Annotated in this window: 19 protein-coding genes; 12 read left to right on the top strand and 7 right to left on the bottom strand. The window is 40.0% G+C overall.

Features of this window, described 5'->3' with window-relative positions:
* Positions 1-4 precede the first annotated feature (4 nt).
* A complete protein-coding gene (gene lpdA, locus HMPREF1210_RS06470; protein WP_016427828.1) occupies positions 5-1,417 on the top strand; it encodes a dihydrolipoyl dehydrogenase in 1,413 nt (470 codons plus the stop codon).
* A 110-nt stretch (positions 1,418-1,527) separates the two neighbouring features.
* On the top strand, positions 1,528-2,364 hold the full coding sequence (locus tag HMPREF1210_RS06465; RefSeq protein WP_016427827.1) for a polysaccharide deacetylase family protein: 837 nt from the start codon (positions 1,528-1,530) through the stop codon (positions 2,362-2,364).
* A 60-nt stretch (positions 2,365-2,424) separates the two neighbouring features.
* On the opposite strand, the gene HMPREF1210_RS06460 is transcribed toward HMPREF1210_RS06465, so the two are convergent.
* On the bottom strand, positions 2,425-3,894 hold the full coding sequence (locus tag HMPREF1210_RS06460; protein WP_036659763.1) for an aminotransferase class I/II-fold pyridoxal phosphate-dependent enzyme: 1,470 nt from the start codon (positions 3,892-3,894) through the stop codon (positions 2,425-2,427).
* Positions 3,895-4,069: 175 nt separating this feature from the next.
* On the opposite strand from HMPREF1210_RS06460, the gene HMPREF1210_RS06455 reads away from it, so the two are divergent.
* Both HMPREF1210_RS06455 and HMPREF1210_RS06450 read left to right on the top strand, forming a co-directional pair.
* A complete protein-coding gene (locus HMPREF1210_RS06455) occupies positions 4,070-5,026 on the top strand; it encodes a nitronate monooxygenase family protein (protein WP_016427825.1) in 957 nt (318 codons plus the stop codon).
* A gap of 18 nt (positions 5,027-5,044) precedes the next feature.
* Positions 5,045-5,323, top strand: a complete 279-nt coding sequence (locus tag HMPREF1210_RS06450; RefSeq protein ID WP_016427824.1) for a UPF0223 family protein — start codon at positions 5,045-5,047, stop codon at positions 5,321-5,323.
* 211 nt (positions 5,324-5,534) lie between these two features.
* Here the strand turns inward: HMPREF1210_RS06450 and HMPREF1210_RS06445 are convergent, their stop codons facing one another.
* Positions 5,535-6,158: a YktB family protein gene (locus tag HMPREF1210_RS06445; RefSeq protein ID WP_016427823.1), complete on the bottom strand. Its 624-nt coding sequence runs from the start codon at positions 6,156-6,158 to the stop codon at positions 5,535-5,537.
* Positions 6,159-6,314: 156 nt separating this feature from the next.
* Between HMPREF1210_RS06445 and HMPREF1210_RS06440 the strand changes: the two genes are divergently transcribed.
* Both HMPREF1210_RS06440 and HMPREF1210_RS06435 read left to right on the top strand, forming a co-directional pair.
* Positions 6,315-6,512 carry a hypothetical protein gene (locus HMPREF1210_RS06440; RefSeq protein ID WP_016427822.1) on the top strand — a complete coding sequence of 66 codons (198 nt, stop codon included), beginning with the start codon at positions 6,315-6,317 and terminating at the stop codon, positions 6,510-6,512.
* 108 nt (positions 6,513-6,620) lie between these two features.
* Positions 6,621-7,412 carry an inositol monophosphatase family protein gene (locus HMPREF1210_RS06435; RefSeq protein ID WP_016427821.1) on the top strand — a complete coding sequence of 264 codons (792 nt, stop codon included), beginning with the start codon at positions 6,621-6,623 and terminating at the stop codon, positions 7,410-7,412.
* Positions 7,413-7,527: 115 nt separating this feature from the next.
* On the opposite strand, the gene HMPREF1210_RS06430 is transcribed toward HMPREF1210_RS06435, so the two are convergent.
* Positions 7,528-7,713, bottom strand: a complete 186-nt coding sequence (locus tag HMPREF1210_RS06430) for a YlaF family protein (RefSeq protein ID WP_016427820.1) — start codon at positions 7,711-7,713, stop codon at positions 7,528-7,530.
* Positions 7,714-7,828: 115 nt separating this feature from the next.
* Between HMPREF1210_RS06430 and typA the strand changes: the two genes are divergently transcribed.
* Entirely contained in the window at positions 7,829-9,676 is a 1,848-nt protein-coding gene (gene typA / locus HMPREF1210_RS06425; protein WP_016427819.1) for a translational GTPase TypA, read from the top strand.
* Positions 9,677-9,701: 25 nt separating this feature from the next.
* On the top strand, positions 9,702-10,031 hold the full coding sequence (locus HMPREF1210_RS06420) for a YlaH-like family protein (RefSeq protein WP_016427818.1): 330 nt from the start codon (positions 9,702-9,704) through the stop codon (positions 10,029-10,031).
* Here HMPREF1210_RS06420 and HMPREF1210_RS06415 read toward each other — a convergent pair.
* The 3 genes from HMPREF1210_RS06415 to HMPREF1210_RS06405 form a co-directional block, all read right to left on the bottom strand.
* Entirely contained in the window at positions 10,018-10,407 is a 390-nt protein-coding gene (locus tag HMPREF1210_RS06415; protein WP_231391058.1) for a hypothetical protein, read from the bottom strand. The genes HMPREF1210_RS06420 and HMPREF1210_RS06415 overlap by 14 nt on opposite strands.
* Before the next feature lie 71 nt (positions 10,408-10,478).
* Positions 10,479-10,682 carry a YlaI family protein gene (locus HMPREF1210_RS06410; protein ID WP_016427816.1) on the bottom strand — a complete coding sequence of 68 codons (204 nt, stop codon included), beginning with the start codon at positions 10,680-10,682 and terminating at the stop codon, positions 10,479-10,481.
* A 12-nt stretch (positions 10,683-10,694) separates the two neighbouring features.
* Complete coding sequence (locus tag HMPREF1210_RS06405) at positions 10,695-11,195, bottom strand: hypothetical protein (protein WP_016427815.1); 501 nt, start codon at positions 11,193-11,195, stop codon at positions 10,695-10,697.
* A 168-nt stretch (positions 11,196-11,363) separates the two neighbouring features.
* On the opposite strand from HMPREF1210_RS06405, the gene HMPREF1210_RS06400 reads away from it, so the two are divergent.
* From HMPREF1210_RS06400 to pyc, 3 genes are all read left to right on the top strand, one after another.
* A complete protein-coding gene (locus tag HMPREF1210_RS06400; protein ID WP_016427814.1) occupies positions 11,364-11,645 on the top strand; it encodes a YlaN family protein in 282 nt (93 codons plus the stop codon).
* Positions 11,646-11,712: 67 nt separating this feature from the next.
* Positions 11,713-12,876, top strand: a complete 1,164-nt coding sequence (locus HMPREF1210_RS06395; RefSeq protein WP_016427813.1) for an FtsW/RodA/SpoVE family cell cycle protein — start codon at positions 11,713-11,715, stop codon at positions 12,874-12,876.
* A 16-nt stretch (positions 12,877-12,892) separates the two neighbouring features.
* Positions 12,893-16,333 (top strand): pyruvate carboxylase, encoded by a 3,441-nt coding sequence (gene pyc, locus HMPREF1210_RS06390; RefSeq protein WP_016427812.1) that lies wholly within the window; start codon positions 12,893-12,895, stop codon positions 16,331-16,333.
* 175 nt (positions 16,334-16,508) lie between these two features.
* Here pyc and HMPREF1210_RS06385 read toward each other — a convergent pair whose 3' ends face one another.
* The gene (locus HMPREF1210_RS06385) at positions 16,509-17,429 is read right to left on the bottom strand and encodes a heme A synthase (RefSeq protein ID WP_016427811.1); all 921 of its coding nucleotides are present in this window, start codon (positions 17,427-17,429) and stop codon (positions 16,509-16,511) included.
* A gap of 322 nt (positions 17,430-17,751) precedes the next feature.
* Between HMPREF1210_RS06385 and cyoE the strand changes: the two genes are divergently transcribed.
* Positions 17,752-18,669: a heme o synthase gene (gene cyoE, locus HMPREF1210_RS06380; RefSeq protein ID WP_016427810.1), complete on the top strand. Its 918-nt coding sequence runs from the start codon at positions 17,752-17,754 to the stop codon at positions 18,667-18,669.
* Positions 18,670-18,688: the final 19 nt, after the last annotated feature.

Below are 18,688 nucleotides of genomic sequence, written 5' to 3'. Positions count from 1 at the left end.
AAACATGGTAGTAGGAGATTTCCCAATCGAAACAGATACGCTCGTCATCGGCTCAGGCCCTGGCGGATATGTTGCAGCCATCCGTGCTGCACAAACTGGTCAAAAAGTAACGATCGTTGAAAAAGAACACTTAGGCGGCGTTTGTTTAAACGTTGGTTGTATCCCATCTAAGGCGTTAATTTCAGTCGGTCACCGTTTTGAACAAGCAAAACATTCAGATGACATGGGTATTACGGCTTCTGAAGTAACAATAGACTTTTCTAAAGCGCAAGCTTTCAAAGACAGTGTCGTTAAGAAATTAACTGGTGGCGTTGAAGGTTTATTAAAAGGTAATAAAGTTGAAATCGTTCGCGGCGAAGCTTACTTTGTTGATACAAACACAGTTCGTGTAATGGACGAAAACTCAGCACAAACTTATAAATTCAAACATGCGATTATTGCAACTGGCTCACGTCCAGTTGAGATTCCATCATTCAAGTTCTCTAAACGTGTATTAAGTTCAACAAGCGCTTTAGCTCTTGAAGAGATCCCTGGTAAATTAGTCGTTATCGGTGGCGGTTATATCGGAACTGAATTAGGAACTGCTTTTGCAAACCTAGGTTCTGAAGTAACAATCATTGAAGGTGGCGGCGATATTTTAGCTGGTTTCGAAAAACAAATGACTCAAATCGTTAAAAAAGGCTTGAAGAAAAAAGGTGTCAATGTTGTTGTAAAAGCATCAGCAAAAGGCGTTGAAGAATCAGATTCAGGCGTAACAGTTACGTACGAAGCGGGCGGAGAAGAGAAAAAAGTCGAAGCTGATTATGTATTGGTAACAGTTGGCCGTCGTCCAAACACGGATGAAATGGGTCTTGAAGAAATCGGCCTTAAAATGGGCGAACGCGGCTTGATCGAAGTTGACAAGCAAGTTCGTACAAACATCGAAAACATTTTTGCAATTGGAGACGTAGTTTCAGGACCTCAACTTGCACACAAAGCTTCTTATGAAGGTAAAGTGGCAGCTGAAGTTATCGCTGGGCAAACTTCTGTAGTGGATTATTTAGCAATCCCTGCTGTATGTTTCACAGATCCTGAACTTGCAACAGTTGGTTTAAATGAAGAACAAGCTAAAAAAGAAGGCTTTGAAGTAACGGCTGGGAAATTCCCATTCGGTGCTAACGGTCGTGCTTTGGCATTGAACGCAACAGACGGTTTCGTGAAGCTTGTTTCACGTAAATCTGATGGCTTGTTGTTAGGTGCTCAAATTGTCGGACAGGGCGCTTCTGATATGATTGCTGAACTTGGTTTGGCAATTGAAGCCGGTATGACGGTAGAAGACATTGCTATGACTATTCATGCACATCCAACATTGGGCGAAATCTCAATGGAAGCTGCTGAAGTAGTAATGGGTCACCCAATTCATATCATTACGAAATAAGGTAATACTAGAGTCGTACAGGGCAACCTGTACGGCTTTTTTTGTCGTTTATGGAAAGATAGTGGGAAAACATGCTAAAATTACAATTGAAAGGGTCACGGTGATACATCATGAAATACACAAAATTAATGAGTATGAGTTTATTAGTATTAATGTTGGCAGCATGTGGTGACGTAGAAACGAAGACACCTACCTCAGCGCCGACACAACAGGAAGTCGATGAAGAAGTTGATGATGATAAAGGTACTGAAGAAGTTAATGAAGCAAATGAAGCAGAAGTTTCTGGGGAAGAAACTGCACCAGCAAAACCGCTCTATACATTGAATGAAGCCAATTGGTCGTTCAAACCAATTGCTAATGCGCCTTCCAAAGTTGTACTTTTGACCATTGATGACGCACCAGACAAGCGTTCACTTGAAATGGCAAAAACATTGAAATCTTTGAATGCACCTGCCATTTTCTTTGTGAATGGACACTTTTTGGATAGTGATGAAAAGAAAGCGGTATTAAAAGAAATACATAACATGGGCTTTGCTATTGGAAATCATACGCAAACGCATGCAGATTTGAAAAAACTCACTGAAGAAGAACAGCGTGCAGAAATCATGCAAGTAAGTGAAACTATCGAAGCTATTATCGGGGAGAAACCTAAGTTCTTCAGGGCCCCATTCGGATCAAACACTGATTTCAGTAAAGCTTTGGTAAAAGAACAAGGCATGCTTTTGATGAATTGGACATACGGCTACGACTGGGAATCAAAATATCAGGATGCCAATGCTTTGAAAGATATAATGGTCAACACGGAGTATTTGACGAACGGTGCGAACTTATTAATGCACGACCGAGTATGGACCGCAGAAGCCCTTGGTGGGATTGTGGAAGGTTTACGTGCAAAAGGATACGGCATGATTGATCCTGCGACAATTCAAGGTGTAACAGGGCAATAATGACCTACAATTAAGAAAAGGCTGAGCGCTCCTATTCAGAGGAGTCTCAGCCTTGTTGCATTAATAGAAAGCTTTATGTTCTTTAATGACACGAATCAACTTCAATTCGTCGTCTTCAGGACCTTGAACTGGTAAGCCCGCTTCGATATTCATATGAATATAGGCGATATTATCTTCCGTAATAATTTCCCCTGGAATGAAAATAGGGATACCAGGTGGATATACCATAATAAATTCAGCGGAAATACGTCCTACAGATTCTGCAAACGGTACAACTTCAGTTGTTGCATAAAAGGCATCTCGAGGCGTCATGGCTAAACGTGGAATATCTGGCATGGTTACAAAAGCTTCCACGATTTCAGCTTCATCTTCGAATGATTGGGACATGCGCTGAAGAGCATTGACAAGCAAGTTCACTTCTTTTTTGGAATCTGCAATCGTCACGATGCAGAGTATATTATATAAATCGGATAATTCAACTTCAATGTTTGCTTTCTCTCGCAACCATTCTTCGGCTTGATGACCTGTAATCCCTAAATTTTTGACACTGATTAATAATTTAGTAGGATCCATATCGTATGTTGCAGAAGTGCGCAAAATTTCTTCGCCCACACATCGTAGGTTTGGAATTTGATTGATTCGCTTTCGTGTATCTTTTGCCAATCGAATAGTCGTTGTTAATAAGTCATGACCATGAATAGCTAATTGGCGTCTAGCAGTATCAAGAGAAGCCAAGATCGGATACGATGTAGAAGTTGTAGTTAGCATGGACAAAATGGATTGAACACGCTTAGGTGAAACTAAACCTTCCCGAACATTCAAGACTGAGCTTTGTGTCATAGAACCGCCCAGTTTGTGTACGGAAGTAGCTGCCATATCCGCACCGGCAGCCATCGCTGAGACGGGCAAAGATTCATGGAAATGGATGTGGACACCATGTGCTTCATCCACCAATACCGGAATATTACGACTGTGGGATATTTCTACAATGCGTGCCAAATCAGCAGCAATGCCGAAATAAGTTGGGTTGATCACAAGTACAGCTTTTGCATCTGGATGAGCACCCAAAGCTTTTTCAACCGATTCAGCAGATATTCCGTGTGAAATGCCAAGTTCTGGATCCACTTCTGGGTGGATGAATACTGGAATTGCACCTGCAAAGACAATTGCAGACATGATGGATTTGTGAACATTGCGTGGTACCAGAATTTTATCGCCAGGACCGACAACACTTAAAATCATCGTCATGATGGCACCACTGGTTCCTTGCACAGAGAAAAATGTAAAGTCGGCACCAAAAGCTTCGGAAGCTAATTCCTGAGCTTTTTTAATCGCACCTTTTGGTGAATGCAAATCATCAAGTGGAGCAATATTAATTAAGTCTATGGAAAGAATATTATCGCCTACGAATTCACGAAAAGCAGGATCAACACCATTTCCTTTTTTATGACCGGGAATGTGAAATTGAATAGGATGTCGGTTGCGATGCTTCAGCAAGGCATCAAATAAAGGGGTTTCTAACTGAGACAATGGTCGTAACACCTCAACTTTCTTAATGACAGCATCCAAGAAGTCCTGAACACCGATTGAAAATGAAAAACAAGTGAATTATAGCATTTAGAACTGCAGATGACCATAAATATTAGAGGAATTTCGACAATAAAATCGAATATAATACAATTAATTATTTAGGGGGAATTGAAAAATGAACTGGCAAACACGGATTACGGACTTATTACATATTAAATATCCAATCATTCAAGGTGGACTTGCCTACCTTGCCTATGCAGATTTGGCAGCAGCTGTTTCGAATGCTGGCGGCCTTGGTCAGATAACGGCAATGAGCCTGGAATCACCAGAGGCACTTAGAAAAGAAATACATAAAGTACGAACAATGACCGATCAGCCATTCGGTGTAAACTTTGCAATTGGTGATCAGGGACGACCGTTTTCGCATATGCTTGAAGTTGCCATAGAGGAGAAGGTACCTGTCGTGTCAATGACTGGAGGGAATCCGACACCGATTTTTGATCAACTAAAAGGAACCGATATAAAAAAACTCGTGCTAGTTGCTGCTACAAGACAAGCACAAAAAGCAGAAGAACTCGGTGCTGATGCTGTAATGGTTGTGGGCCAGGAAGGTGGAGGGCATTTGGGCCGCGATGACGTTGGAACAATGGTTCTTGTACCGCGTGTTGTGGATGCTGTGTCCATTCCTGTCATCGCCTCAGGTGGAATAGGGGATGGTAGAGGTTTAATGGCTGCACTTGCTCTAGGAGCTGAAGGAATCGAAATGGGTACTCGGTTCATTGCGACCAAAGAATGCGTACATGCCTCAGACGTTTATAAGCAAGCATTAGTAAATAGTTCTGAAACTGGCACGACTGTTATCAAACGCTCGATAGGCGCTCCTGCACGCGCATTGATCAATCCGTGGACGGAAAAAATTCGTGACATCGAAGCTGTGACACCTACTTACGAGGCTTTAAAAGAGTATATTAGTGGGGAAGCAAACAAACAATATATTTATAAAGGTGATGCTTCACATGGGTTTGGTTGGGCTGGACAAGTAGCCGGATTAATTGATGATGTCCCATCTGTGGAACAACTAATTTCTAGAATGATTTCACAAGCGGAAGACTTCCGCGTAAAATGGAATTAAAGAAAGGGTGAAAAAAACATGAGTTTTTCATATCCATTTTCAAAAGATTGGTCGACGGAAGAGATTATTGCCGTTGTTCAATTTTTTGAAGTCATAGAATACGCATATGAACAAGGTGTAAACCGAGAAGTATTGATGGAAAAATATAGACGATTCAAAGACGTGGTTCCTTCAATGGCAGAAGAGAAAACCTACTTTAGAGAATTCGAAAAAGAAAGCGGATATATTTGTTATCCAATCATCAAAAAAATGAAAGAGACAACTAAAGGCGCAATTATAAAAGGAACAGGGAAATAATCCCCTGTTCCTTTATTTACTCGTAGTATTCTGTTGTTTATCGTACGCAACGCCTTTGTGGCCAACATCCTGTTGGTCCGAGGAGGCTTGTCTGTTCGTCCGCGGAAAGGGAACCGATTCCCTCATTTATTATAGGCTCTGTTAAACTATCATCCTATTGATTATTATCTATACGAGCTAGCCGCATAAGGACACTTGTAAATATGTTAAGTTATTTTTTAACCATCACATGATAAATTGGTAGTAATGCTTCGAACGTTTCTTCTGCAAATGAAGCAAATTCTTCTGCTGACATTTCAATTGCCTTTTCGCTAGGCAGATGGCGGCCGACTAAAAACTCAGCTTTTTTGACATCATGCAACCTCGTCAACAGTGAGGGCAATTGTTCTTTATGAGCACCTTTGAGTTGTATTGCTTCTGGCGACATGTGGTCGCCGGAAATGATAAAGTCCTGAGGTAGTTTTTTAAATAAACTTTTCTTTTTCAATAATCTCTCGGCTATTTGTACTTTATCGGGTGCTTCATAAATGACAGCCAAGATAATGAATGCATGCGTCCCCCATAAACCGATTTGAAAATGGGGAAGAGCTTTATAACCGCGTTTATATGGTGCGAATGCCACCCATGAATCCTTGGGCGGATTAACGGATCGTCTGGCGTGTTTAGCGACATGCGGATAGAATTCATCGCCCGTTTTACTTGAAAAGAATGATGCATATGTATGACCGAATGCTTCGAACTTTGGTCGGACTTTTTCAATTAAAGCTTGCATACGATGTTCTAATCCTTCTATCTGAAAGACCTCAAAATCTTCACTTTCCCACTTATATTTCATCTTTTTTTCCACCTTTCGTACTTCGTATGTTTAGTTTAATCAAAAAATGGGAAAAAATCTTGTAAGTAAGCTTTTTGAAGTTGACAAAACCAACTTCGTGCCATATTGTATAAAAAACATTCTGAATATTTAGATAAAAGAAAAGGGGTGTAAGACATGAAACAAGTTGTCCACATCATTCGTAAAGAGGATGTTGAGAAAAAAATGATTCTCGGATTAAAATTAGAGCTTGACTATGAACTTGCCTCTTTGTACGATGCGATGCAAGAAAAAAATCAAGCGGAAATCGACAAGAGCAAAGTAAGGCTTGGCGAAATTCATAAGCAACTGAAGGCTCTTCATGCTTTACATTAGTGAAATAACCAGTCCTTATACGTAAGCAGACCTGATCGTCTATTTCTGACATCAGGTCTTTTTTTGTTTATAATTGAAAGAGAATGATTTGGAAAGGCGGCTAATCCATTGGAACTTCAACAACTCGATCGCTATGCAAAAGCATTAATAAAAGAAGCAGGCAGAAAGATTCGCCACTCATTGACCAATGAATTGGTTATAGAATCTAAAGTGGATGCCAATGATTTGGTAACCAATATGGATAAAGAAATCGAACAATTTTTCATTCAGCATATCCGAAAAGATTACGCAGGCCACTCTATTTTAGGGGAAGAAGGTTTCGGTGATGCCCTTCAATCATTGGAAGGCTACGTATGGATGTTGGATCCTATAGACGGAACGATGAATTTTATTCATCAACAACGGAATTTTGCCATATCATTAGGGATTTATAAAGATGGCATCGGACTTTTCGGTTACATATATGATGTCATGCATGACGAATTATACAGTGCACAAAAAGGACATGGAGCTTATTTAAATGATGAACCGATTCCAATGTTGGAAGCCACTACGATTTCCAAAGCAATTATTGGAATGAATGCTAGTTGGGTAGTACCGAATCGTCATGTTGACAATGAAGGTCTTATACGATTGGTCAAAGATGTACGCGGAATCCGTTCATATGGGTCTGCAGCGCTGGAACTTGCATATGTTTCCACGGGACGTATTGATGCTTACATGTCCATGAGACTTTCACCGTGGGATGTTGCGGGAGGGGTTGTCATTGCCGAAGAAGTTGGCGCGATTGCCACTAATTTAAAAGGACAACCGTTAAAGTTTTTAGGACAAGATACATTTATTGTTGCACGACAAAGTTTGCACGATTCATTAATTGAGAATTATATTACGCTTAAATAAAGGTTATTTAATAAAATGCATTTAGGAGCATTGCTTAAAATAGCCAAATAAAAAGGAAGGAAAGGTGTAAATCCATTCCTTCCTTCCTTTAAATATTATTTGCAACGTAGTGTTTTTATAATGTACCTTCGTCACGCATTTTCTTTTTGGTTTTAAAACCGAATCCCATAACAAAGATCAATATTGCAATACTGGCGAATATACCGATTACACTGCGTAAACCAACAGATATTCCAATTGCAAACATCGATAATAAAGCTAATAGGGAATATAGTACAAATACCCATTTAATATTTTTCACAAAGTACCCTCCACAAAAGCGATAATATTCTTACAATTCTAAATCAGACAAATAGTTACAACATGTGCTATAATAACACAGTTAAGGACTCGAAAAAAGAATATGGAGTGAAACAATGACTAATTTACGTCAAGACTTAAGAAACATTGCAATTATTGCCCACGTTGACCATGGTAAAACAACTTTAGTTGACCAATTATTAAAACAATCCGGTACTTTCCGTTCAAATGAACATGTGGACGAGCGTGCAATGGATTCAGGTGATATCGAGCGCGAACGCGGTATTACGATTCTTGCTAAAAACACAGCGATTCAATATAAAGATGTGAAAATCAACATTCTTGATACACCTGGACACGCTGACTTTGGTGGAGAAGTTGAACGTATCATGAAAATGGTAGACGGTGTTCTACTTGTTGTGGATGCTTATGAAGGTTGTATGCCACAAACTCGTTTCGTATTGAAAAAAGCTTTGGAACAAAACTTGCAACCAATCGTAGTTGTAAACAAAATTGACCGTGACTTTGCTCGTCCTGAAGAAGTAGTGGACGAAGTTCTTGAACTTTTCATTGAATTGGAAGCAAACGACGATCAATTGGAATTCCCTGTTATTTTCGCATCAGGTATGAACGGTACTGCAAGTCTTTCTTCAGTTGCTGCAGAGCAAGATGAAAACATGCAAGTACTTTATGATGCAATCATCGAACACATCCCATCTCCAGTAGATAACAAAGAAGAGCCTCTTCAATTCCAAGTATCTCTTCTTGACTACAACGATTATGTTGGCCGTATCGGTATCGGTCGTGTATTCCGTGGAACGATGGAAGTTGGACAACAAGTTTCACTAATGAAGCTTGACGGCAAAATGAAAAACTTCCGTGTTACTAAAATGTTTGGTTTCATGGGTCTGAAACGTGTGGAAATCCAAAAGGCTTCTGCTGGTGATCTGATTGCCGTTTCTGGTATGGAAGACATTAACGTTGGTGAGACGGTTTGTCCTACTGAGCATCCTGAAGCATTACCAATTTTACGTATTGATGAGCCAACTCTTCAAATGACGTTCCTAGTGAACAACAGTCCATTTGCTGGACGTGAAGGTAAATGGGTAACATCTCGTAAAATTGATGAGCGTCTTCAATCTCAACTTGAAACAGACGTATCTCTTCGCGTAGATCCAACTGACTCTCCTGATGCATGGGTTGTATCTGGTCGTGGGGAATTACATTTATCAATCCTGATTGAAAACATGCGTCGTGAAGGTTTCGAATTACAAGTTTCTAAACCAGAAGTTATCGTTCGTGTTATCGATGGTGTTCGTTGTGAGCCGGTTGAACGCGTACAAATTGATGTCCCAGAAGAGCATGTTGGTTCAATTATTGAATCAATGGGTGAACGTAAAGGCGAAATGCTTGATATGGTCAACAATGGTTCTGGTCAAGTACGCTTGATCTTTATGGTTCCTGCTCGTGGATTAATTGGTTACACAACTGAATTCATGACGTTAACTCGTGGATACGGAATCATCAACCACACATTCGATAGCTACCAACCAATGCAAAAAGGCCGCGTAGGTGGACGTAGTAAAGGTGTTCTTGTTGCAATGGCTACAGGACAAGCATCTGAGTACGGAATTCTAGGAATTGAAGACCGCGGTACAATTTTCGTTGAACCAGGTACTGATATTTATGAAGGTATGATCGTTGGAGAACATACTCGTGATAACGACTTAACTGTTAATATTACGAAAATGAAAGCTGCCAATAACATCCGTTCTGCAAACAAAGAAGCGACAACTACACGTAAAAAACCACGTATCATGACGTTGGAAGAATCACTTGAATACCTAAACGATGATGAGTACTGTGAAATCACACCTCAATCAATTCGTTTACGTAAAAAAGTTCTTGATAAAAACGAACGTGAACGTGTAACGAAAAAAGCTAAAACGGCAGAAAATAATTAATCGTATGGAAAGAGGTTGAGAAATCTTGGAAGAACAGCAATTTGTCTATGACAATATGTACCCAGTTGCGCGTTTCCTTTATGAAATCCTTCCCAACTACGATGTGGCAGGGTACGCTTTGTACCTTGTCATCTTCTTGCTATCCGCGGTAGTATACAAATTAGGATTTGCCAAAAAATTAAGAGTTGGTCAAAACATCGTGATTTACTTATTCTTGTTAATCGGATGTATCATGCTTACTTTTTTAGCTTTCTTCCTGCCAATAGTAGAAGGATTAGTTATCGCCGCAATGATATTAATTTTGTATAAAATTCGTTTGCATAATGAAAAAAAGAGAAGCGCTAGCGCAAGCTAGTGCTTCTCTTTTTTTTTTTATATAACATGGGAAGTATCCAAACATAAAACAAATGTCCGAGAGTCCAATACGCAAAAGCATGCCAATCATCCCATTCAGGGACGTCTTTAATAGCAAGTTCACTTAGCAGAAAATATAAGCCAAAGGTCGGTAAACAAAGGGAAAAACTGAGTAACCATAGTTTTGGAAGACTATCTTCTACATGCAACCGATCCGCAAGTCCAACAAAGACAAACGTGATGACAATAGAGATGAGTACATGAAACAAGAACTCAATCGTTTCAGGCAAATGTACTTCACCGATAAATGGAATGAAGTCAACATTCAGTAATAAAGTATAGACTTTTATATTCGTTACAGATTGAATGAACTTCATTAAAAGTCCCAATAATATCCCGCTAAATATGCCAATGTAAAGAGAATTGACAAAACGGGGGAAGGTGAACATTAGAAATCTTCTTCAATTCTGCGTGAGCTTTTATAAAAAACAAAGTCACCAGTTGCCAATCTAGCTTGCGTTTTTTCTTCAATACGCTCGTGGCAGGGATCACACATATACGTATGAATTGGTCGATTGCGCAATTTTTTTGCTTGTGGTGAATCATCAGGCAATTGGTTGATGGTATCACAAATGACACATTTTACACGCATCGAAACGACCTCCTAATCTACTCGTACTGCTTGAACATGCTTGATGGGATTTTCCAAGTTGGATCCATCTGCAAGAAGGACATAAACAGGGCCATCCTCATTTAAAGGTTTGCCATCCTGGCTATACTTGAAAATCAGTGAATCTGCTTGTTCTAAGGTGAAAGAATGTTCTTCACCACTCTCAGTTTCAATAATTACTGATTTTGCGTTTTTATTTACTTCAGCATTTTTTAGAAAATGTTTTAAGTAAATACCAAAAGTTCCTGTCAGGATTTTTGTCTTCTCGTATTTCTTCTCGGTTTTCAACGTTGGAGGATAGGTTGCACCTTCCATGATTTCACGTGACCAATGAGCTGACATTTTTTTGGTGTATTCATCCAACTCGTTTTTTTCGAGTTGCTGTTCCGTGAAAAACGTTTTTAAGTCAATGCGTCGATCATCAAAAATCCATACACCTGGGTCTAAAGTTATTTTAAATTTCACATTCCCTTTAATAGGTATTATCGTTTCCATTCTATTGGTGCCTCCTTGCAAGCTGCGTTTCTTCTACTAGTATAACGCTTAGCCTATAGGTAAAAAAGAATTAAGTTCGGAAAGATTCACTGTGGAAGCGATACTTGCATTTTTGTCACTAGAAAGATACACTTTATTAAGACTATATTAGGTGATGGGGGCGTCCTCATGGATACTAAATCTCAGCAATCGTACCAGCAGAAAGCTATGGATTTATTAAAAGCTGATGCAGAAAAAATAGCAAAATTAATTAAGGTTCAAATGGACCATTTGACGATGCCGCAATGCCCACTTTACGAAGAAGTCTTGGATACCCAAATGTATGGTTTATCTAAAGAAATTGATTTCGCTGTAAAATTAGGGCTTATTGAGCGTGAAGAAGGAAAGTTGCTTCTTTCGACACTTGAAAAAGAATTATCTGTATTGCACGATGCTTATACAGAGAAATAGGTAAAAAACTCAAACTCAACATGTGTTTGAGTTTTTTTGCTAGAAAAAAAGAAAAAGAGGTTTCAAAATGATCCCATACATCAAGCGATATGCCAAAAACTTCGATTATTCATTATTTATTACATATATGTTTTTATGTCTTTTCGGTCTCGTAATGATATATAGCGCGAGCATGGTTTGGTCCGTCAATCGATACGGTTTCGAGCCGGACCACTTTTACAAAAAACAAATACTAAACTTAGTTTTATCGGTCCCAGCATTTTTAGTAGGGGCTTTATTTCCATACAAGCATTACCGCAAGAAGCCGATGATGATTGCCATGCTGGTTGTAATGTTCACCTTATTGGTGGCGGTTCATTTTGTCGGCTATGCTGCCGGTGGTTCTAAGAGCTGGATTGATCTTGGATTTGGGAACATTCAGCCTTCCGAGTTTGCAAAAATAATTATGGTGCTATATTTTGCCGGTGTATTTGCAAATAAAGCGAGAAAAGGTCCCATAGATAGTTTTAACCAATCTATTGCCCCGCCAGTGACAGTGCTTGTTATGGCCGTTGCCTTGGTATTGAGTGAAGTAGATATGGGTTCAGCTATGATTATCTTTTTTACGGCAATTTCTGTCATGGCCGCAAGTGGTATTCGAATCCGGACATTTGTGAAAATTAGTGGCATAATCGTTGGCGCACTTGCTTTGATTACACCAGTTTTGTATTTAGCCCGTGATAAGTTTATTACTGAACGTCGACTTGGACGTATTGAGGCTTTCCTGAATCCTTTTGAATATGAACAAGGCTTTGGATACCAAGTAGTAAATGGTTATTTGGCCATCGGTGCAGGGGGACTGAAAGGTCTCGGACTTGGACAGTCGGTACAGAAACTGGGTTATTTACCGGAGCCCCAGACAGACTTCATCATGGCCATCATTGCAGAGGAACTTGGATTAGTTGGCGTGTTAATTGTTATCGGTGGTCTTGGGTTTATTGTATTGCGTGCATTGGTTATTGCTTTAAGAGCAGAGGATCCGCACGCGCGTATGATTGCCGCAGGTTTTGCGAGTATCATAGGATTCCAGACTTTTATCAATTTAGGTGGCTTGCTTGGTCTCATTCCATTAACAGGCGTGCCATTACCATTTATAAGTTATGGCGGAACTTCTGTTATTTTGTTATCGTTAGCTATGGGCATACTGTTAAATGTGTCTATGTTTGTCAAATACGAAAAAACGCGAAGCTAAGGGGTGTCGTCTCATTATGAAAACGATTCAGAAGATATTAGTAGCTAACCGCGGAGAAATTGCCATTCGCATTTTCCGTGCTTGTACCGAATTAAACTTGCGTACCGTATCGATTTATTCAAGAGAAGATAGTGTTTCTTTTCATCGATACAAAGCAGACGAATCGTATTTAGTAGGAGATGGAAAGAAACCAATCGATGCCTATCTGGACATCGAAGGCATTTTACAGATTGCAAAAACAAGTGGAGCAGATGCGATTCATCCTGGATATGGATTTTTATCTGAGAACGTGGAATTTGCGAGACGTTGTGAAGAAGAAGGGATTATTTTTATCGGTCCTACTTCAGCTCATTTGGACATGTTTGGCGACAAAGTCAAAGCACGAGAACAAGCTGTTCTTGCTGGCATCCCAGTAATACCAGGAAGTGACGGACCTGTTCAATCCGTTCAGGAAGTAAAAGATTTCGGTGAAGCAAATGGCTATCCATTAATGATCAAAGCATCCTTAGGTGGCGGCGGTCGAGGTATGCGTGTTGTTCCCACTGCACAAGACTTGGAGTCGGCTTACGAACGCGCAAAATCAGAAGCAAAAGCCGCGTTTGGGTCGGATGAAGTCTATGTAGAGAAATTTGTTGATAAACCGAAACACATAGAAGTTCAAATTCTTGGGGATAAGCATGGCAATTTGGTTCACTTGTATGAACGTGATTGTTCGATTCAGCGAAGACATCAAAAAGTAGTGGAAATCGCCCCATCCAATTCCATAACAAAAGAATTGCGCGACCGCATTTGTGATTCCGCGGTTCAATTAATGAATAATGTTCAGTACATAAATGCAGGCACAGTTGAATTTTTAGTTGCAGGTGATGAGTTTTACTTCATCGAAGTGAATCCGAGAATTCAAGTAGAACATACGATTACCGAAATGATTACCGGTATCGATATCGTTCATACCCAAATTCACATAGCAGATGGATCAGCTTTATATGAAGAAGAAATTGGCATGCCGTTGCAACAAGACATTCCACTTTTCGGATTCGCTATTCAATCCCGTGTGACAACCGAAGATCCTTTAAATCAGTTTATGCCCGACACCGGGAAATTGATGGTATACCGATCTGGTGGTGGATTTGGGGTGCGTCTCGATGCAGGGAATGGTTACCAAGGGGCTGTGATTTCTCCATATTATGACTCGCTACTTGTCAAAGTATCGACATGGGGAAAAACGTTTAAAGAAGCAGCCGCTAAAATGGATCGGAACTTACAGGAATTCCGTATCAGAGGTATAAAAACGAATATTCCTTTTTTAGAAAATGTAGTAAAACATAAAAACTTCTTAACAGGAAATTTCAATACCAGCTTTATTGATTCCACACCGGAATTGTTCCTCTTCGCAACCCGAAAAGATAGAGGGACAAAGCTACTGAATTATATCGGTAATGTGACAGTGAATGGTTTCCCCGGTATCGAAAAAGCATCAAAACCTGTGTTTGGCTTGCCAAGAAAACCACAAATAGATTTGCTTGTTCCGCCTACTGAGGGTACTAAACAAATTCTTAATGAACGTGGAGCAGAGGGACTAGTCAAGTGGATACATGAACAAAAAGATGTTTTGGTGACAGACACTACGTTCCGTGATGCACACCAATCATTGCTTGCAACACGCGTCCGTTCTCATGATATGTATGAAATTGCAGAGCAGTCGGCAAGAGCCATGCATGATGCGTTTTCATTTGAAATGTGGGGTGGCGCCACATTTGACGTTGCATATCGATTCCTTAAGGAAAATCCATGGGATCGACTCATTAAAATGCGTGAAATGATTCCAAATGTGTTGTTGCAGATGCTGATTCGTGGGGCAAATGCTGTGGGTTATAAAAACTACCCTGACAATGTTATCCGTGAATTTGTACAGACATCAGCAGAAGCGGGAATCGATGTTTTCCGCGTATTTGATAGTTTAAACTGGATCAAAGGGATGGAAGTGGCCATTGATGCAGCTCGACAATCAGGCAAAATAGCGGAGGCGGCAATTTGTTATACGGGTGATATTTTAGATGACAGTCGTGACAAATATACGGTCGCTTATTACAAAGAAATGGCAAAAGAATTGGAAGCAGCAGGTGCACATATTTTAGCCATTAAAGATATGGCTGGTTTACTGAAACCCGAAGCGGCATACCGATTAATTTCAGAATTAAAAGACACAGTTTCACTTCCGATTCATTTGCATACACATGATACGAGTGGCAACGGAATTTACTTGTACGGTAGAGCGATTGATGCTGGCGTAGACATCGTTGACACAGCGTTAGGAACGATGGCAGGACTGACATCCCAACCGAGCACAAATACGCTTGCGTATGCATTAAAAGGCAGTAAGCGCGAAGTGCGAACTGATATTAAAGCTTTGGAGAAACTTTCTCACTACTGGGAAGATGTACGCAAATACTACCAGGATTTCGAGTCTGGCATGATGAGTCCACATTCTGAAATTTATGTCCATGAAATGCCGGGTGGTCAGTATTCCAATTTGCAACAACAAGCGAAAGCAGTTGGCTTGGGTGAGCGTTTTGAAGAAGTAAAAGATATGTATTCAACCGTTAACTTAATGTTTGGTGATGTTGTCAAAGTTACGCCTTCATCAAAAGTTGTCGGTGATATGGCGCTCTTCATGGTTCAAAATGATTTAACGGAAGAAACGGTACTTACCCGAGGACAAACAATTGATTTCCCTGATTCAGTAATCGAGTTCTTCCAAGGATATATTGGGCAGCCTTACGGCGGGTTCCCGAAAGAACTGCAACAGGTAATCTTAAAAGGACGCGAAGCTATTACTGTGCGCCCAGGTGAATTGTTGGAACCAGTCAATTTCGATAAGCTGAAAGAAGAGCTTTTCCATAAATTGAGTCGTCCGGTTACAAGTCATGAAGTACTGGCATATGCGTTGTATCCAAAAGTGTTCGATGAATACTCGGATATTGTGAAGAAATTTGGGGATGTTTCCGTATTGGATACTCCAACCTTCTTGTACGGTATGCGCTTAGGTGAAGAAATCCAAGTGGAAATTGAGAAAGGTAAAACGTTACTCGTAAAACTAGTATCGATTAGCCAACCTCAATCGGACGGAAATCGCGTCCTTTATTTCGAATTGAATGGACAGCCAAGGGAAGTAATCATCCAGGACTTGACGATTGAATCGGATATTACACAAAAACCGATAGCGGACGTCGGTAACCCTGATCATATTGGTGCTACGATGCCAGGAACTGTATTAAAAGTAGTAATAGATAAGGGTAGTCGAGTAAAGCGTGGAGATCATTTGCTTATTACTGAAGCGATGAAAATGGAAACAACTGTCCAGGCTCCGTATGATGGTGTTGTGAAAGAAATTCATGTCACTACCGGCTCTTCTATTACAACGGGTGACTTGTTGATTGAAATGGAAAAAGAGTAGATTTAACACGATACTGTTGACTGTCGTACATTTGCACTAGCATTGATAAAAATCAACATTAAAAGGGCATCAGCTGAAACCGTTAACGGTCGAAGTTGATGCCTTTTCTTATATCCATCTATACTAATTCCATTTCTATCGAAAAAAGCAGTTCCGCATGTACGCGGAACTGCTTTTAAAGTGATGTTTTTTTAGAACGGCTACGAGATAGGAGCAAAATCATATAACATAGCAATCCAAATAGTAGTGTGATGAGTAGAGAATGTAGTAAAGCGAAGAATAAGTTCAGCCTTGTCAACACTACTAGCATACCTGATATGACTTGAAGTGAGACGATAGCAAACGCAATAATCCACCCATAAGATAAAACTCGTTGGTCTCTATAATTCTTGAATGCATGCCATGCTATGAAACCAATCCAGAGGAAAATTAGTCCGGCCGCTGTACGATGTCCCATTTGCACCCATTCATAAAGGTTGGCTGGTAAAGAGAAATCTCCGTTACGACACATTGGCCAATCCGCACAGATTAAGCCTGAATCTGTATGGCGAACGAGGGCACCTGTGTAAACGACTATATAGGAGTAAAGGGCAACTCCTATTGTATGCCATTTCAATTTTTTCCCAATCTGTAACTTATCCGCATCAAATTTGCGATCGACTTCAAAAATCAGAAGCGTTAACAATAAAACTGAGGCGAATGATATTAAGGAAATACCAAAATGGAGGGCTAATATAAAGTCACCTTGTCCCCATAGAACTTGAGCTGCACCAATTAGCGCTTGTAAAATCAAGAAAAACATTGCCATAAAAGCTAAAAATTTTGTTTCGCGTATATGTCCCATTGCTTTCCATGACCAAACGGATAAGATCAAGATGAGAAAACCTACCGAACCAGTTACGAGACGGTGAGAAAATTCAATTAAAACTTCAGTAGTGATTTTGTCGGGAATTAGTTCTCCATTGCATCCCGGCCAGTGTCTGCCGCAACCCATGCCACTTTCTGTTTTCGTAACAAGTGCTCCACCAAGAATTATGAGCAACATGCCGATTGTAGAAGCAACAGCAAACCACTTTAAGTATTTACTTTGTTGCATGAATGACACCTACTTTGTCTATACTGATCGCGAAAATGCGATACCTGCATGTTTGATAATAGCTAAGAATATGACAAAAAACAATGTTTAACAGAGAAACAACAACAGTAAGGATACCCAATTCACAAATTGTTCATAAAATATTCTCTTTCCATTCACAAAACTTTTTAGAAAATGCTTTACTATAGATATGTTGTGTCAAATTGACAGGAAACCGCTATGGCTTTTTATCGAATTTGAACTTAAATATAGAATTAGCATAAGTTTTTCGATATAGTAAGTGTAGCGGAATATGCTTACAACTTTGAAAGGGGGAGTTATCATGTCAAACGGTCGCGCGATCAATGCAAGAACTGATGCGGATCTTGAAACAACATCATTTGTTAAAGACTTTCTTGCATTGATTAAGATTGGAATTGTAAACTCAAACCTTGTGACTACGTTTACGGGATTATGGTTGGCATTTCAATTTTCAAACCGTCACTTCTTAGATGAGATGGACCTCATGTTTTATACTCTTGTCGGTGCAGCGTTGATTATTGCCGGTTCAGCCGCAATGAACAACTACATCGATCAGGATATAGATCCAATTATGGCGAGAACAAAATCCAGACCGACTGTGACGGGACGATTCAAACCAACTGCCGTATTGTCCGTTGCTCTGTCCTTCATGGTTGTCGGTGAGATTTTGTTATTTATGGCATCGTTTTCAGCTGGTATATGGGGACTTGCTGGTATTATCAGTTACGTTGTCCTTTATACCATGTGGTCAAAAAGAAGGCATGTGAGCAATACAATCGTTGGGAGTATATCAGGGGCTATTCCTCCAGTAATCGGATGGGCAGCAGTTGAACCTACACTTGGATGGGGTGCACTTGCATTATTCCTCATCATGTTCGCATGGCAGCCTCCACACTTTTATGCACTTGCTATGAAACGAACGGAAGAATACCGGGCGGCAGGCATTCCGATGTTGCCGGTTATTAAAGGATTTGCACATACGAAGCGCTCCATGCTTCTGTGGATTTTAGTTCTTTTCCCACTTCCATTCTTACTCATGGAACTAGGAACATGGTTCCTCGTCCTCGCTACTGTGCTTAATATTGGATGGCTCGTACTTGCACTAAAAGGCTTTAAAGCGGAAGATGATTTAAAATGGGCAAAAGGCATGTTTATCTATTCCTTAAATTACATGACCATCATTTTTGTCTCGATGATTATTTTCTCGATTTTTAGCTAACTTTTGGGATTCTTTCTTT

Source organism: Paenisporosarcina sp. HGH0030, from assembly GCF_000411295.1.
GTDB lineage: Bacteria > Bacillota > Bacilli > Bacillales_A > Planococcaceae > Paenisporosarcina.
The sequence above is the reverse complement of the archived record's forward strand: the minus strand, read 5'-3'. Positions and strand labels throughout refer to the sequence as shown.